Consider the following 17,077-nt stretch of genomic DNA (forward strand, 5'->3'; position numbering starts at 1 on the left):
CCATGCAGAACTGTCCACCAAATCTGACATATTCCGTTTTATACGGACGAAAGCCCGGGAAGCATTTCTCGGGCTTTTATGTACTGTTTGAGTATCCAGCTGAAAAAACATGAAAAAAAAGGAACCTTTTTTGGAAAAGAAAATGCAGATCGTTCATGGGCAGGTGGTTTCGAAAAGAGCGGATATCCCGAAAAGCGCGCAGCACCCGGGAAACGGGAGCGTCGAGCGGCAACCTGCGTCCTCGCGAGCGATGACACCATAAGGGCGTAGACCGTCTTCATGCCGAGAAGCAAAGGAGGAGTCGATGAAATGGGTACACCCGGTCAGGTTGGCAGGCAGTGTCTGTTCGCTTTTGCTTCTCTTCGTATGCGAGGTTTATGGATTTTACAGCCCGGCCTATACCATCATGCCTCTTGGGGATTCCATCACCCGGGGATATGGGCAGTCCGACGGACTGGGAATGTTTTTCAACGGGTACAGAAAACCCCTGTATGAGGCCTTCCGCCAGCAGGGATACGATATTGATCTGGTCGGCCTGCAATGCGATGGCCGGTTTGAAGACCCCGATCACGAGTCCTACGGCGGACGAACCGCCGATGAACTGGGAAGCAATGTCTACGCCTGGCTGGTGAGCAATCCCGCCGATATCGTGCTCCTGCACATCGGCACCAACGATATAACCGCCCGCCAGCCTCCCTCCGAGATCGTGGCCGAAGTGGCAACCATCCTGGACGAAATCGATCGGTATCACAGCGAAGTGATGGTTCTCGTGGCCCAGATCATCAATCTGGTCGAGGAGGATGGGTCGGAATTCTACAGGGTCAACACCTCTCAACTCAATCTTCTGCTGTCTGACATGATCCAGTCCCGCATCGCGGCCGGGGACAGACTGACCCTGGTGAATCTGGAAAACGCCCTGGATTATTCTCCCGGAAGTGCTGATTTCTATGACATGCGGCATCCCTCGGAAATCGGATACCAAAAAATCGCCGACACGTGGTACTGGCCTCTCAAGGATCTCCTGGATCTGACCAATCTCCCTCCCCTGGAGGCGGGCGAGGTCGCTGCGGATCATGCGTGGAGACGGCTTGAGTTCGAGCGCAGATATGTCGATCCCGTTGTGGTCGTCAGCCCCATGGGGTCCGGAGACAGTGATCCCGCGGTTGTTCGCGTTCGCAATGTCAATGCAACAGGATGTGAGATCCGTGTGCAGGCGTGGGAGTATCTCGCCGATGACCACGGCCCGGAACAGGTCGGGTATCTGGTCATGGAGAAGGGCGTCTATTCCCTGGCCGACGGGACCTTGATCGCTGCGGGGCATGTGGACACGAACGCGTGCGTGGACTTTGGAGATGTGCTTTTCGCGCAGACGGTTACCGAGCCTCCGGTGGTGGTGGCGTGCGTGGAAAGCTGCAATGAATCCGATGCGGTTTCTCTGCGTATCGATACGATCGCAACCTGGGGGTTCACCTGCAAGATGCAGGAGCAGGAGAGCCGCGAGCAGATCCACGCTACGGAAAGAATCGCCTATATCGCCTGGGAGCCATCCGTCGGCAGTCTGCACGATATCTCCTTTGAGGTTCGCCGTGTCGATCAGCTGGTCCCCAATACGGCTGTCTCCCTGCCTTTTTTCTCCAGCTTCCCGTCCACTCCGGTGTTTGTGGGTGCGTTCCAGAGTTTTCACGGGAGCGATCCCTGTACCTTGAGGTGGAATCAGCGCAGTGCCTCATCCATTTCCCTGTACGCTCAGGAAGAGCTTTCTTTCGATACCGAGGTAAGTCACAAGAGCGAGGACGTGGGGTATATCGCCCTTATTTCCAAGGCATCCGATGTGGATGCGGATCGAGACGGTATTCCGGATTCGGAAGAACGAACTGTCTATGGAACAGATCCCTCGCGCATGGACACGGACGATGACGGTATCGGGGACGGTGCTGAACTGGCGTACTGGGGTGATCTTTGGAATCAGGATTATGATCAGGACGGGTTGATCCAGCTTCTTGATCCTGATTCGGATAATGATGGCGATACAGATGGTTATGAGATCTCCAATGGATATAACCCCCTTGATCCGGCGTCCGTGTCACAGGGAACGACACTTCCCATTCTCGAGGCCGCTGCAATCTCCGTGAGCGGTGATTGGAAGCGAGTGGATTTCAAACAGTCATTCAATGATCCGGTTGTTGTGGCAGGCCCTCTGGAACTTGGTCAGGACGAGCCGGCAACCCTTCGCGTCCGCAATGTGGAAAGTACCGGATTCGAGATCAAGGTTCAGGAATGGGGGTATCAGGATAATCTGCATCTCGCTGAAACCGTCTCCTATCTGGTCATGGAGAGAGGAAAATATACTCTCGAAGGGGGGGTCAGAATCTGTGCCGACAAGTTTACTACCCTGGCTTCAGGAGCCCGGCAGCAGATCGACTATCCCCAGGTGTTCAGCGAGCCTCCTATAGTTCTTTCTTCGGTATCCAGTGTCAACGAAAGTGAAGCCGTGATTGGTCGGATTGATGATATAACCGTACATGGGTTTGAGTATGGTCTCCAGGAAGAGGAGCAAAGCGATCAGACCCATGCCCAGGAGACCATATCCTATATCGCCTGGGAGCCCTCATCGGGTATTTTGTCGCAAATGGCCTTTGAAGTGGGAAGGTCAGGACGGGTGGTGACGGATGCGTTGTATCATATCCCGTTTGTCTCGTCCTTTGCGGGCCAGCCCGGGTGTGTCGCTGACATGCAGACCCTGATCGGGACCGATCCCTGCAATGTGCGTTTTTCAGATACCACGGGAGACGGTGTCGATGTGCTCATTGATGAAGAACAGTCGCTGGATGATGAAACCTCGCATTATTCAGAGTCGGTAGGTTATTTCGTTTTTTCTGCCGATCCCCGGGACGTGGATCAGGATGGCGACGGCATTCCCAATGATCAGGAAGGAGTCTACGGTACGAACCCCGAGTATCCGGATTCGGATAATGACGGATTGCTCGACGGTGAGGAACTGACCTATTGGGGGGAGGCATGGAACCAGGACCTCGACAGCGACGGAGTGGTCAATCTGTGTGATCCGGACGCTGACGGGGACGGTGATCTCGACGGCTACGAGATCGAAAACGGATACGATCCCGGAGACCCTCTTTCCTGTTCACCCAATCAGAACGAATTGATCCTGGCCATGGGCGAGGTCCTTTTGGGGAATGAGTGGGAGCGGGTCGAGTTTGGAAAGCGATTTTCCCACCCCATCGTGGTTGCCGGGCCCATCGGATTTGCGGAGATCGATCCCGCTATGGTCAGAATCCGTAATGTGAACGCCACAGGATGTGAAATGGCGGTCAGGGAGTGGGAGTATGAAGACGGGGTCCATGCCCGTGAAGAGGTCGGTTTTTTCGTCATGGAGCAGGGGAAATATACCCTTAAAGACGGTACCCGGGTCTGCGCCGGAATGGTCTCCACCAACGGCGGAGGACTCCTTCACTTTGCATTCAATCAGCAATTCAACACCTTGCCTCTGGTATTCATTTCGGTGATCACTGAAAACGATGCCATCCCGGTGGTCGGACGGCTGGGGGAAATCACCACGTCCGGCTTCAACTATCTGCTCCAGGAAGAAGAGGAGGGAGATCAGATCCATGCCAGTGAGACGGTCGCCTATGTCGCCTGGGAGGCATTTTCCGGGACGGTGAGTGATATGACCTTCAGCGTTGTCAGACATCCTTCACTGGTGACCCATGAATTCCAGTCCATGACCTTTGATCAGGATTTTACAGCGTCTCCGGTTTTTCTGGCGGATATGCAGACCTTTTACGGCGACAACACGGCCAATCTCAGGTTCCGCAACAAGACCACAACCGGAGTGGACATCAAGATCGAGGAAGAGCAGTCCCTCGATGCGGAAGTGGACCATGTGGGCGAAGAGGTCGGATACATGGTGTTCCCCCGGTATCTGGTCGATGACGATCTGGACAGGGACGGTCTGGGAAACGAGGACGAAGCGACCATCTACGGAACCAATGCCACCCGTGCCGACACCGATGGTGACGGGATCAACGATGGTGAGGAGGTCGCCTTTTTTGGAGATGCGTGGAATCAGGACCCGGACAATGATGGATTGATCAATCTCCTGGATCCGGACTCGGACAACGATGGGTATCTGGACGGATATGAACGGCTCCATGGGTATGATCCCCTTGATGCGCAATCCTTTCCGCCGGATCAGCACACCCTTGTCTTCGAATCCCGGGAAATCCAGGTCAGCAGTGGTTGGAAACGGATCAATTTTCAAAAATCATACAGGGAACCCGTTGTGGTCGCCGGGCCCATGGGGCTTAACGACATCCAGCCGGCAACCCTGTGTATCCGCAATGTCAATGCAACGGGATTCGATATCCGGATCAGGGAGTGGGCGTATCAGGATGACGATCATGCAGAGGAACCGTTGACCTATATGGCCATGGAATACGGGGAGTATGTCCTTGAAGATGGTGTTCATGTCCGGGCCGGATATAAGGATATTCAGGGTGGAGAGCCGGTTTCAGTGCCTTTTGGCGAACCCTTTGATGAGGCGCCCGTGATCATCACTTCCGTTATGACCGACCGGGAAACCGATCCTGCTGTCATCAGAATCATCGAAATCGGTCTGCAGAGTTTTACCTGCCTTCTCCAGGAAGAGGAACAGGGTGATCAGGTACATGGGGTTGAACGGATCGGGTATGTCGCATGGGAACCCTATTGCGGCATCGTGGATGATACAGCGGTTGAGGTAGGCCGATCTCCCATGACCATGGATCATTATCTGCGCGAGGTGATCTTTTTGAGATCCCTGGCGGCTGCCCCCGATGTCTTGGCGGATATGCAGACATACCATGGCGCGAACACCTGCAATCTTCGCCTGGGAAATCGAAATACGCAGATGATGGAGGTGATGGTCAAGGAAGAGCAGTCCCTCGATGTCGAAATGGAGCATGTGGTTCCCGAGGTCGTGGGGTTTGTCGTTTGTTCCCGGCATGCTGACGATGTGGATCTGGACCGCGACGGGATCGACAATTATCGTGAAACAATTGTGTATGGAACCCTGCCGGACCATGACGATTCCGACAATGATGGACTGAAGGACGGTCAGGAGCTCGCGTATTGGGGAGATCGTTGGAACGAGGACATCGATGGGGACGGAGTGATCAATCTGCTCGATCCGGACGCTGACAATGATGGTGACTATGACGGCTACGAGATTCTCATGGGCACCGATCCCGCCGATCCCCTGTCCGTGTCGCCGAGCAGTGATGAGATTCTTTTCCAGGTGGGAGAAATCGAAATTCATGACGGTTGGCAGCATCTCGACTTCACCGGAGGATTCACGAACCCCGTGTTCGTGGCTGGACCCATGGGTTCGACCAACGCGCGTCCGGCAACGATCCGGGTCAGGAATCTGAATGCCACGGGATGTGATGTGCGCATCCGGCCCTGGAATTATCAAAATACGGATCATGGCAGCGAAACAGCGGGTTATCTGGTCATGGAAAGCGGTAAGTACATCCTGGGGGATGGCACACTGCTCTGTGCGGAAAACATTGAGGTCTCTCAGGGAACCAAACAATCCTTTTTCTTCAAGCAGAGCTTCAACCGGATACCCCGGGTATTCGCATCGGTGGTTTCAGAAAACGACCCCTCGGCTGTGGTCGGGAGGATAGATGATCTGACGGTAAACGGATTCACCTATGCGTTGCAGGAAGAAGAAGACGGAGACCAGATCCATGGATCCGAAACGGTTTCCTGTATCGCTTGGGAAGATTCCCCGGCATAGTCAATGGGCATCGGTTCGTCATCGGCCTTGTGGAACCACGCATCACCCATGAAATGCAAGCCTGTTTTCTGGGAAACGGGTTTTCCATGCCCCCGGTTCTTCTGGCTGATATGCAGGATACGGTTGGCGGTAATCCGGCCAATGTGCGTCACGATCACAAAGCCGCAACCACGGTGCAACTGGCCATTGTGGAAGAACAGTCGCGTGATCTGGAACTGGATCACTACGGTGAGCCCGTTGCCTTTATGGCCTGTACCCATGTCTCGATTCAGGTCGATCTCGACGGTGACGGATTGACCAATACGCAGGAAACAGATCTCTATGGGACCGACCCGGGCAATCCGGATTCAGACGAGGATGGCCTCAACGACATGGAAGAACTGACGTATTGGGGGGACGCATGGAACCAGGATCTCGACGGTGACGGACTGATCAACATCCTTGATCCTGATGCCGATGGAGACGGGGATCCTGACGGGCTCGAAATAAGGGATGGATATGATCCTGGTGATGCCCTTTCCACCGAGCCGAGCGTCACGAACATGGTTTTTGAAACCGGTGTCATGGCGATCGATTCCTCCTTGAGACATCTGGATTTCAAGGCAGGCTACAGCTCACCGGTCGTTGTCTTCGGACCGCTCGGTCATGGTGATAATGAACCGGCCACGATCCGGATATCCAATGTCACCTCATCGGGATGTGATGTCCGCGTTCAGGAGTGGGCCTATCAGGATGGAAACCATGGGCAAGAGATCGCGGGATACATGGTTATGGAAAAAGGCGACTATGTCTTAAACGATGGAACCCTTGTACAGGCGGGTCTGGCGGATATGGATGCAGGGAGCGGCAGTCGGGATGTTTTCTTTGCTTCCATATGCAATCAGCCCCCGGTTCTCTTTGCATCGGTGAGTACAGAAAACGATCCGTCACCCTGTGTGATCCGGTTGTCGGGAATTTCGAATCAGGGATTTACCTGTACGCTTCAGGAGGAGGAGGCCGCCGACCAGATCCATGGCAGCGAGTCGGTCGGATATATCGCCTGGGAACCCGCAAGTGGCGTGGTCAACCGCAAGCGGTTCAAGGTGGACAGAACCGGTTTGGTGGTCACCAGCTACGGGTGGGATCTCGTTTTTGATCAGGACTATTCGCTCAACCAGGGTTTTGTTGCCGACATGCAAACCTTCAATGGCGACAATCCGTCCACTATTCGGTGCGATCTGTTGACCGGAACCATGGCTACCATCCATATTGACGAGGAACAATCCCTGGACAGCGAGGTGAAGCATTACGACGAAATAGTCGGGTATGCGGTATTTTCGGATCGATAGTCTCATCCGGCGTGCAGGAAGGTACGTCAGGCAGTAGCGATGAAGAACCGACTGTTTTACTCTATCCTGCGCTTTTGTCATTGCCAGTCAGGCCCGGGCATGTTGCCCGGGCCTGACTGGTTTGGATTTCCCGAGTGGTGCACCCAGTGTCCCGGCTGGGGTACTTATTGACAGGGCTGATTTGTTCTCATGGCCGGCTTGCCTCATTCCGGGCGCTTTGAAACTCCCTCGCGGGCCTCGTACCATCAAGCCGTTGCTCCATAAGAACATGGTTTTTCGGCAAAAAGTCCGGCAACGGCTTGATGAACGATGCCTGGCTCGGTCAGACAGTCAAACCGCCCGGAATGGGGCAAGCCGGCCACTCTATTCCAGGTACTTGGACAAAAACAAATTTGCCTTGTACTTATTGATTTTCAACCATAATTGCGTTGCTTTTTCGTGCGGGATGTGTCAGCTGATTTTTTAAAAAAGTTGGCCTTCATTTTCGCAAGGAGAAGACAATGAAACGGATTCTTTGGATTTTTTTGGTTATTTCCCTGGTATTGTTTTGTGGAACCGCCACGGCTGCGGACCTCAAGGTCTATGCCGGAGCAGGCCTGATCAAACCCATGGAGGAGATGCGTGCGCAGTTCGAGGATGCCCATGACTGCGAGGTGGAAGTTCATTACGGCAGCTCGGGCGAGCTTTTTGGTCTGCTCTCCATGGGCCAGCCCAGCGACGTGTTCATCCCAGGGGCGGCAAAGTATACCGAGGATGCCCTTAAAAACGGCTGGATCGTCAAGGAGTCCATCCACAATCTGGTCCTGCATGAACCCATGATCGCCGTGCCCCAGGGCAATCCTGCCGGGATTACCGGTCTCGAGGATCTGACCCGTGCCGGGGTGAAGGTCGCCCTGGGAGATCCCAAGGGACCGGCCATCGGGCGGGTTTCCAAGAAACTTTTGGCCAAGAACAAGCTCACGGCCCGGGTTGATTCCAACGTGACCGTGTTCGCACCCACGGTGAACCAGCTCCTCGTCTATGTGGCCCTGGAACAGGTGGACGCGGCCATCATCTGGGGCGATCTGGTGACCTGGGCCGAAGGGCAGGGCAAGGTGGAGATCGTACGTATCCGGCCCGAAAAAAATATCATCATGACCATCCCCACGGCATTGACCGTCCAGGGCAGGGACAAACCCCTCGCCCGGGCCTTCAATGAACTCATGGGCTCCCCCGAAGGTTTGGCTGTCTGGAAGAAGTGGGGGTTTGAGCCGTGCGCCGGGTAAGTCTGTTCAGGGCTGTTCTGATAGTTATCTCTTTTGTAATCACCGGCATCCTGGTCCTGGCCATCGGTTCGTTTTTTCTGGTGCCGTCCTGGGCCGTGGTCTGGGAGAATCTCACCAGTCCGGAACTGCTTTTTTCTCTGAAACTTTCATTGTGGACCGGCGGAGTCTCCACCGTGCTGGTCATGCTTTTTGCACTGCCCGTGGGATACACCCTGTCCAGGTTCGATTTCATCGGCAAGGGATTCGTCAAGACCATTGTGGATCTGCCCGTGGCCTTTCCCGAGCTCGTCCTCGGTCTGTGTCTGCTGCTCTGTTTCGGACAGAGCTTTCTGGGCAAGTGGCTGCAGTCCATCGGGTTCAATCCGGTGTTCACCAAGACCGGGATCGTGGTGGCCCAGTTTTTCACGGCCCTGCCCTATGCCACCCGGATCATGAAATCCACCTATGACTACATCAATCCGCGGCTGGAGTTTGTCTCCCGAAGCCTCGGGTACACGCTGTTCGAAACCTTTGTGAACGTGACCCTGCCTTTGGCCAAAAGCGGGATCATGGCCGCCACGGTCATCTCCTTTGCCCGGTGTATAGGAACCTTCGGTACAGTGCTCATTCTGGCCGGAGGCAGCGCCGGCAAGACCGACACCCTGCCCATCACCCTGTATCTGAATATCTCCTACGGAAATATGGGCATGGCCCTGACCTGCGGGATCATTCTCACGGTGGTCTCGTTTGTGGCCATCTATTTTTTTGAACGAGCAGAGGCCGGATTATGAGTTTTCTTCATGTCCAGGATATCTCCATCCGTCTGGGGATCTTTCATCTCAACCGCGTTTCCATGGAACTTGAAAAAGATGAATATGTGGCGGTGATTGGCCCTACCGGAGCCGGTAAGACCATCCTGCTCGAATGTATCATTGGTTTTTATCGTCCTGAAACAGGAGGTATTTTTCTGGAAGGACGGGATATCACCAACGAGCGTCCGGAAAAACGACGTATCGGCATTGTGTATCAAGATTATGCATTGCTCCCCAACCTGACTGTCTTTGCCAACATCGCGTATGGACTCAAAAAATACATCAAGGATGGTGTTCTTGTCCGGGAAAAGGTCGAGCACATGGCCAAAAGTTTACATATCTCGCATATTCTCGAGCGACATCCGGAGACATTGTCGGGCGGGGAACAGCAGCGCGTTGCACTGGCCCGTTCCCTTGTGGTGGAGCCCAAACTCCTGCTCATGGATGAACCTTTTTCTGCCCTTGATCCACGCACTCGCAGGGAAATTCGGTCCATGCTCAAGGAAATCATCGCTAGAACGGGGACATCCGTGATCCATATCACTCATGATCTGGACGACGCCTGGTCTTTGGCCGACAAGGTCGCTTTTTTCAGTGACGGGTGTTTGCAGCAATTCGGGACCCTTGAAGAGGTTTTTCACCGACCTGCCACCCCTCAGATCGCCGATTTTGTCGGGGCGACGCAGTTTGCAGGTATTGTTATGGATACAAATGACGATGGAAGCCGTGTTCGCGTAGATGATATTGACATTTATACTTCGGATAAAGCAGAGATTGGAAAAGAGGTCATTCTCGCCCTTCGTCCTGAAGCTGTTCGCATCTACCGTCATGAACCCAAGTCGGAACATGCCGATTCCACCATGTGTTGTACCCTGGAGAGTATGGAAAACGAATGCAATATGCACTATCTGGTGTTTTCCAAGGGAAAGATGCGTATTCCTGTCATGATGACCGCTAACGGCCTGACCCGTCTTGCCCCACGACTGGGAGAGGCGTTTTTCGTTCAGTTGGATACCAATGCGGTTCGGCTGTGTTACTCAGGATCTTCGTCTGGATAGATGTGTATGATTGAGTAATCTTTCTTTGAAAAACAGGAGTGTGGCATGATTTTTGACGAAAGCTACTTGCCCCTTTTGCACGACCTTCCGTTTTTTTCTCTTTTCAGTGATGAGGAACTCCTGAAGATTGTCCAGGAAGGCAAATGGTTGCGCATTCCTGTTGGGCACATGGTGATCTCGGAAGGGGCGTATGAAGAGGAATTCTATCTTTTGGTTCGCGGCAAGCTCCGGGTATTCAAGAATAAAAAGACACTTGCCATGCTCAAGGCGGGTGACGTGTTCGGTGAAATGGGGGCATTGCTTCACGAATTCCGCTGCGCCAATGTCATCGCCCTGGAGGAGTGTTATCTCTTCGAGTATAACGAGCATGATCTCATGCGACTGCCCAAGACCATCCTCTATCCGTTCATGAAATATATCTTCAGCATAACCGCCGCGCGGCTGAAGGAACTGAACAAAAAGTACGTCCTACTGTAGATGGTTGTCGTGAATACATACAAAAATCCCGGTCCGAAATCTGTTTCGAGCCGGGATTTTTTATGTGGTGTATCCGATGAATACCGATCAATCGTAACCGGTAAACCTGGTACGTTTTTTTCGGCAAACCCGTACCACGATGGACAGGCTTGAAACATTACCGCATGTCGTAATTGCGAAATCCGTTTTCACGATGTTTTGTAGAGATCTGCTCTGCCAGGTTAACCAGGGCGGCCAGGGTATCTTCCTTTGGCATGCCCTTGCAGAGAATGGGGTCGAGAATTTCCACCTTGAGGTTGGGGATCATTCCGGCCAGGGTTTCCACGGTCTTGCCGCCCCAGCCATAGGAGCCGATGATGGACAGAAACTGCGTCTTGGGACGCAGGGCATTGGCTAAAAATGCGGCATAGGCGGCCAGGGGATGCGGACCTGCCAGAACAGTGGGCACGCCCACGACAATGGTCCCCGCATCCACCAGGGACATGGCCAGTTTGCCGATATCGGTGACAGCGAGATTGAACAATTCGACTTCCACGCCCTGTCGGGTCAGGGCTGCGACCAGATGGTCGACCATGTGCCGGGTGCTCCCATGCATGGACACATAGGGTAGAGACACGAGATTGCGAGGCGGGGCAGATGTCCATTCCCGGTACGCGTCCATGATCCACCTGGGCTGCTCGTAGATCTGGCCATGACTGGGTGCTATCATGCGGATATCGTACTGGGCGAGTTTTTCGAGATTTTTGGTGATGATCGTGCGAAAGGGCATCATGATCTCGGCAAAATAGCGTTTGGCCGCTTCATGAACCCGGCATTGATCGGTTACAAACAGCTCGCTGGTGGCGATATGCGAACCGAAAAAATCACAGCTGAAGAGGATCTTTTCCTCGACCAGGTAGCTGACCATGGTTTCAGGCCAATGGACCCATGGTGTATGTATGAATTTAAGTGTCCTGTCGCCCAAAGAGAGCGTGTCGCCGTCGGCCACAACAAGAAACGCCTCCTCCGGAATGGGTAACAAATCCATGAGCATGTTTTTTGCCTTGGCCGTGACCACGACCTTGGCTTCGGGAAAACGGGAAAGGACCAGGGGAATGGTCCCTGAATGATCCTGTTCGGCATGGTGCGAAACAATATAATCGAGTCGAGGAATTTCATTCAAGGTAGCCAGAAGGGTCTCGGAAAAATCCGGATCCACGGCATCCAAAAGGGCTGTTTTTTCCGAACCACGCACCAGATACGCATTGTATGTCGTCCCATCAGGCAGAGGGACCAGCGAATCGAAAAGACGTCTGTCCCAATGGACCACGCCTGTCCAATCGACTGCATCTGTAATTTTTCTCATTGGTTGCTCCGGGGTTAGAACGTGGATGTCGAAAATGACGGATCGTTGATTTTTCCGTTTACCCTTGACCGAATTCACGCTGCATTGCAAGCGATGATCAGAATAATGGCCACTGGAAAGACGAGGTACGGGCTTGAACGGATACAACCACTTGCCGATTCGACAATGGATATGCCATGGATCGGGTAGATGCATCCATGACCGGATGCCAGGGACATGGCATCGGCACATTGTCAGTCAATCTGCGACGCGGAGGTAAAAAAATGACCAATCAGGAAATCCAGGAGACCGCAACGAAGTTTTTCGAGAAATACAAGAAAACCGAAGGCGACCGGACCCTGTGGTCGGCCCCCTGGAAGATCTACGTAAACGGACAGACCTTTGAGATCATCTTCAGCACCTGTCCCAAGGGGACCTTCTTCAAGATCTTTGTGGACAACAAGAAGATGGAGGAAATCTGGGAATGGCCGGTTTTCCTCGAGAAACTGGATGATCTCGAGAAGACATACTCTCCTTTGTTCGACCGCGATGATTTTTTCGGGCAGATGAAGGAGATGGTGTAGGAAGGGCAGTTTTAGGTTTTAGGTGTTGAGTTTGGAAGTACGCAGTACGCAGTGCGCAGGGAGACGGGAGAAAAGGAGACGGGAAAGGCGAATGGAAGGTGAATGTCTGTAGGGGCGAACCTTGTGTTCGCCCAAACCGGAACTTGGCGATCTTGCGAGATGAGCAGGTCGTATGTGGTGGTGAGCGCGGGCGGGACGTCCGCGCTCACCACCGGCTGATGCTTTTGTTGTCATAACAATTGGAATTCACATCGGGTCTGGTTTCAATCGTCTTCTCCACAAACAATGGCCTTGGCCATGTCAAAGATCTCGTTGGCGATGTTCGTGGTTCCCGTGGTGTGGTAGCCATTGGAATAGGTCACGAAATCCACTCCCTTGTATCGGAAGATATTGGTCGTGTAGCCGGCGACCGCGCCGGTATGGCCAATGGGTCCCATGAGATCGGCGATCCCCAGTCCCAGATAGACCCCGTCGGGTGCTCCGACCATGGGGATGTTCATCTTCATCCGTTCGGCCTGAAGGTGCGGGGTCAGAAGGGTTCCGGTCATGAGTTCATCGAGCCAGACAAGGAGATCCTCCGGAGTGGACACGATCATCCCTGCGGCCCAGATGGCTGTGGGGCTCTGATTGGTCGCCTTTTCATCGGGTTCGAACCGGCCGTTTTCATTGTAATCAAAGTACCCGTCCGCATGGGCTCCCGGGATGGTGTTTGCGGTTGGAAACGAGGTGTTCGCCAGTCCCAGGGGTTCGAAAATCCGTTCGGCCAGAAATTCCTCCAGCGTCCTGCCGCTGCTGAACCGTTCGATGATCATCCCCAGGAAAAGATAATTGGTATTGCTGTAATACCCCTTGCGCCCCGGCACATCCAGAAGTTCTGCGTCATCCACCAGATCGATGAGTTCGGCCTGGGTCCAGACATGTTCGAGATCGTCGATATAGACATCGGCAAACTTGTCTGTTGCCGTGTAGTCGGGGATGGCGCTGCTGTGATTGAGGAGCTGGCGAACGGTCACCTGATTGCCCTTGGAATAGACGCCCGGCAGCACGGTTTCCAGGGTATCGTCAAGAGAAAGTGAACCTTCCCCGACCAGGATGAGGATGGCCGTGCCCACAAAGGTCTTGGTCACGCTGCCAATGCGGAAACGGTCCGTGGGGTTCATGGGGACAGACAGAACAGAATCGGTTTCCCAATCCGCGCCCAGCGACACTTTTTTTGTTCCGGCGAGAGTTGCGTTACCATAGGCGGTCTTGAGGAGGGACCCATCGGCAAAACGGACCACAAGTACGCCTCCGGGGCCGTTGGTCGAAGTGACAGTCGAGGCAAGACCCTGTTCGAGTCTGCTTTCAAACCGTTGGGCGTCAGTTGTACCGCTTATGCTTGCCTCACATCCACAGAGAATGCAGCAGCAAACAAGAATCAGCCAGCCTTCCAGAAAGTTTTTTTTCATGAGAATCCTCTGATGTCGGGGTGAATCAAACATAAGCGTGGTCACATACCCATACGTTTTTTTGTCTTTTTTGTGGCCTGGGCCGTCAGGGGATCGTCCGGCCAATAGTGTTTGGGGTAGCGCCCCTTGAGCTCCTTTTTCACCTCCGGGTAGCCGGTCTCCCAGAATCCCGCGAGATCCGTGGTGATCTGCACGGGCCGATGGGCCGGGGAGAGAAGGTGAATGCACACGGGAACCCTGTTCCCGGCAATCCTGGGTGTTTTTTGCCATCCGAAGATTTCCTGAATCCGCACGGCCAGGATGGGCTGGTCATCTTCATACCTCACTGGCAGGCGCGAGCCGCTGGGAACGGTCATGTGCGTGGGGGCCTCGGTATGGACCAGTTGCTGGTTGTTCCACGAAAGCCGTGACTTCAGACCACTGAGCAGGTCGATTTTTTCCAGCCGGGATACGGGCCGGGAAAAGAAGGGGGCAAGCCAGGTTTCCAGTTCGTCAAGCAGGGTTTGGTCATCGTGGGCCGGGAGATCCAGGCCGTGGTGTATGAGAAAACGCACCCTGGAGAGCCAGGAGCGGGCCGGTGCATTCCATGGAAGCAGGGAGAGTCCCTGGTCCCTGATGGCCTGGATCGTGACCTCCTGCAGCCGTTGGATGTCAGGGTCACAAAGCGGGGATGATCTGACCCGTATCTTGCCAAAATACACGATTTCCTTGGCCGTGGCCTCCTTGCGCGCCGGGTCCCATGCATATTCTTCCTGTATCTGCCACATATTTCCCAAATGGTCTTCCAGCCAGGCCCGGTCCACCGGAGCGGCCAGCCGGATCATGGCCTCGTTTTCCTTGTCGTCGAGTTCAGGAATGACCAGCCAGGAAAAACAGGTCAGCGGATCGGGTCCGGAAAATCTTCCTGCCTTGCCGTTTGTCAGCAGATAGCCTGTTTCCTCGTTGGTGTTTAAACGTCTTTTTCCAATGCGGTCCGGAAAAGCCAGGGCAAGCAGAGGGCCGCATGCTTCAGGAACAAGCTGTCCATCTTTGACGTGTAATCGCTTTTTCCAGATCCGGGCCTGGGCGAGAATCCGCCGGCACACGGCCTTGTTCACCCCGCGTTCCAAAGGTTTTTTCGTGATCATACCCTCCATCACATCGAGTCTGAGGCGGATATCGCGCTTTCGTCCCCTGCCTGGAGTGTGTTCGAAGATATCGCGTTCCATGAACAGGGCGGCCACAACGCAACCCGTCCATCCCAGATCCAGTTTGTCTGCCTCCAGGATGAGATGGGCCAGCCTTGGATGGGTACCCACTTTCTGGATATCCCGGCCATGCTGGGTAATTCGTCCCTGTGGGTCCAGGGCGTTGATGGTTGTGAGCAGAAAGCGGGCTGTTTCCTGGTGGGCCCGGGGAGGTGGAGTGACCCAGTCAAGCTCAGTCAGGTCGGTTGTTCCCCAGTCGGCAAGGGTCAGGATGAGATCGCAGAGATCCCTGGTCGATATCTCGGGCGGATGATGCGCGGGAAGGGTTGCCTGGCGGGTGGAGTTCCAGAGACGATAGCAGATTCCGGGTTCAAGGCGTCCGGCCCGGCCCCTGCGCTGATCAGCCGAACTTCTGGATACGGGGATGGTTTCCAGACGGTCCATGCCTGTTCGCGGGGAATACCGGGCAGTACGCGAGAGTCCCGCATCGATGACCACGCGGATACCCTCGATGGTCAGTGAGGTCTCGGCAATGGAGGTGGCCAGAACCACCTTGCGCGTTCCCGGCAGTGCAGGGTTGAGGGCCTTGTCCTGGTCGTCCCGGCTCTGGGTGCCAAACAAGGGAAAGATGTTCACGCCTAAAGGCAGGGATTTGGCCGCAAGCAGGGTGAGAATCCTGCGGATTTCCGGTACCCCGGGAAGAAACACGAGAAGGCTCCCGGACTCTTCCACAAGCACTCTGTGGATGATCCGGGCGGTATGCTCCTCGATCCGTTCTTCCCGCGCGGGCGGGACATACCGGGTAGTCACGGGATGGCAGTGGCCCGAAGCCGTGATGATCGGTGTGTGTTTCCCTAAGGTATCCAGAATGCCCTGGGAATCCAGGGTTGCGGACATGATCAGGATGCGCAGATCCTCGCGCAGATTCTTCTGGATATCCAGGCAGAGGGTCAGCCCAAGATCGGCGTGGATGGAGCGCTCGTGGAATTCATCAAAAATGACCATCCCCACATCGGCGAGTTCGGGATCTTTGCTGATCCGTCTGGTCAGGATGCCTTCGGTGAGGATTTCAATGCGCGATTGGGGGGAGGTTTTCGTATCGAGCCGGGTGATGTAGCCAATATCCTGGCCGGCATGTTGCCCCAGAAGATCCGCCATGCGGTAACAAGTGGCCCGGGCGGCCAGACGCCGGGGCTCGAGGACCAGGATCTTGCGTCCCTTGAGCCAGGGCGCGTTTTTCAGGTGCAGAGGCACGATGGTGGTCTTGCCCGCACCGGGCGGGGCCTGAAGCAGGATGCGGGTGTGCCGGTCAAGTACACGGGCGAGATCGTCAAGCACCTCGCCTATGGGAAGAGAGGTCGCGAAACCCGGTGGATGACTCATGGTCTGCGTTCAGGTGTATTTGTAGAGAATGTCTGGTATTTCTCCAGATCGTCCCGGATCATTTTCAGACACAGGGCAAGAACGGCCGCATCGTCGAGCTGGCCGATGCCTGGAAGAAAATCAGGAATCAGATCCAGGGGATTGAGGACGTAGAGCAGGGTGAAGGCGATGGCGGCAACGCTTTTGAACGGGATGTCCCGATACGCGCCGGTGTAATAGTCCTTGACCATGGCCAGAAGCAGGGTGACGTCGCTTACAAATTTCTGCAGAGGGCCGTCCTTGGCCGCAAGTTTCTGGATGGTTTCCGATTCCCTGATGACCCTGCCGAAATCGCTGTTTCCGATGGTTTCGGCCTTGGAAAGAATGAACTCTTTGTCGATCTTGTTCAGAATGCTCTTGATGTCCATGAAAAAGTGCTCACAACGGGGTTACAGG

The 17,077-nt window shown here is 54.5% G+C and carries 11 protein-coding genes; 7 read left to right on the forward strand and 4 right to left on the reverse strand.

Going from position 1 to position 17,077, the window contains the following annotated elements; all coding sequences use genetic code 11:
- Positions 1-304 precede the first annotated feature (304 nt).
- The 6 genes from ACTVJH_RS07965 (at position 305) to ACTVJH_RS07990 (ending at position 10,716) form a co-directional block, all read left to right on the forward strand.
- Entirely contained in the window at positions 305-5,797 is a 5,493-nt protein-coding gene (locus tag ACTVJH_RS07965) for a GDSL-type esterase/lipase family protein (protein ID WP_455989226.1), read from the forward strand.
- Positions 5,776-7,125 carry a hypothetical protein gene (locus ACTVJH_RS07970; protein WP_455989228.1) on the forward strand — a complete coding sequence of 450 codons (1,350 nt, stop codon included), beginning with the start codon at positions 5,776-5,778 and terminating at the stop codon, positions 7,123-7,125. The genes ACTVJH_RS07965 and ACTVJH_RS07970 overlap by 22 nt, the downstream gene beginning before the upstream one ends.
- A 500-nt stretch (positions 7,126-7,625) precedes the next feature.
- Complete coding sequence (modA, locus tag ACTVJH_RS07975; protein ID WP_455989230.1) at positions 7,626-8,390, forward strand: molybdate ABC transporter substrate-binding protein; 765 nt, start codon at positions 7,626-7,628, stop codon at positions 8,388-8,390.
- Positions 8,378-9,160 (forward strand): ABC transporter permease, encoded by a 783-nt coding sequence (locus ACTVJH_RS07980; protein ID WP_455989232.1) that lies wholly within the window; start codon positions 8,378-8,380, stop codon positions 9,158-9,160. The genes modA and ACTVJH_RS07980 overlap by 13 nt, the downstream gene beginning before the upstream one ends.
- On the forward strand, positions 9,157-10,239 hold the full coding sequence (locus tag ACTVJH_RS07985) for an ATP-binding cassette domain-containing protein (RefSeq protein WP_455989234.1): 1,083 nt from the start codon (positions 9,157-9,159) through the stop codon (positions 10,237-10,239). Before ACTVJH_RS07980 ends, ACTVJH_RS07985 begins: the two co-directional genes overlap by 4 nt.
- A gap of 45 nt (positions 10,240-10,284) precedes the next feature.
- Positions 10,285-10,716 carry a cyclic nucleotide-binding domain-containing protein gene (locus tag ACTVJH_RS07990; protein ID WP_455989236.1) on the forward strand — a complete coding sequence of 144 codons (432 nt, stop codon included), beginning with the start codon at positions 10,285-10,287 and terminating at the stop codon, positions 10,714-10,716.
- Between the two features lie 157 nt (positions 10,717-10,873).
- On the opposite strand, the gene ACTVJH_RS07995 is transcribed toward ACTVJH_RS07990, so the two are convergent.
- The gene (locus ACTVJH_RS07995) at positions 10,874-12,061 is read right to left on the reverse strand and encodes an FprA family A-type flavoprotein (RefSeq protein WP_455989238.1); all 1,188 of its coding nucleotides are present in this window, start codon (positions 12,059-12,061) and stop codon (positions 10,874-10,876) included.
- A gap of 176 nt (positions 12,062-12,237) precedes the next feature.
- On the opposite strand from ACTVJH_RS07995, the gene ACTVJH_RS08000 reads away from it, so the two are divergent.
- A complete protein-coding gene (locus ACTVJH_RS08000) occupies positions 12,238-12,624 on the forward strand; it encodes a hypothetical protein (protein WP_455989240.1) in 387 nt (128 codons plus the stop codon).
- Positions 12,625-12,887: 263 nt separating this feature from the next.
- Here ACTVJH_RS08000 and ACTVJH_RS08005 read toward each other — a convergent pair whose 3' ends face one another.
- Genes ACTVJH_RS08005 through ACTVJH_RS08015 form a run of 3 tightly spaced genes read right to left on the reverse strand, consistent with a single transcriptional unit; the run spans position 12,888 to position 17,049 of the window.
- Positions 12,888-14,072, reverse strand: coding sequence for a serine hydrolase domain-containing protein (locus ACTVJH_RS08005; protein WP_455989242.1), 1,185 nt, complete (start codon positions 14,070-14,072; stop codon positions 12,888-12,890).
- Positions 14,073-14,113: 41 nt separating this feature from the next.
- Positions 14,114-16,642, reverse strand: a complete 2,529-nt coding sequence (hrpB, locus tag ACTVJH_RS08010; protein ID WP_455989244.1) for an ATP-dependent helicase HrpB — start codon at positions 16,640-16,642, stop codon at positions 14,114-14,116.
- Positions 16,639-17,049 carry a YkvA family protein gene (locus ACTVJH_RS08015; RefSeq protein ID WP_455989246.1) on the reverse strand — a complete coding sequence of 137 codons (411 nt, stop codon included), beginning with the start codon at positions 17,047-17,049 and terminating at the stop codon, positions 16,639-16,641. The genes hrpB and ACTVJH_RS08015 overlap by 4 nt, the downstream gene beginning before the upstream one ends.
- Positions 17,050-17,077 lie beyond the last annotated feature (28 nt).

It is taken from the genome of Desulfoplanes sp. PS50 (assembly GCF_053851535.1).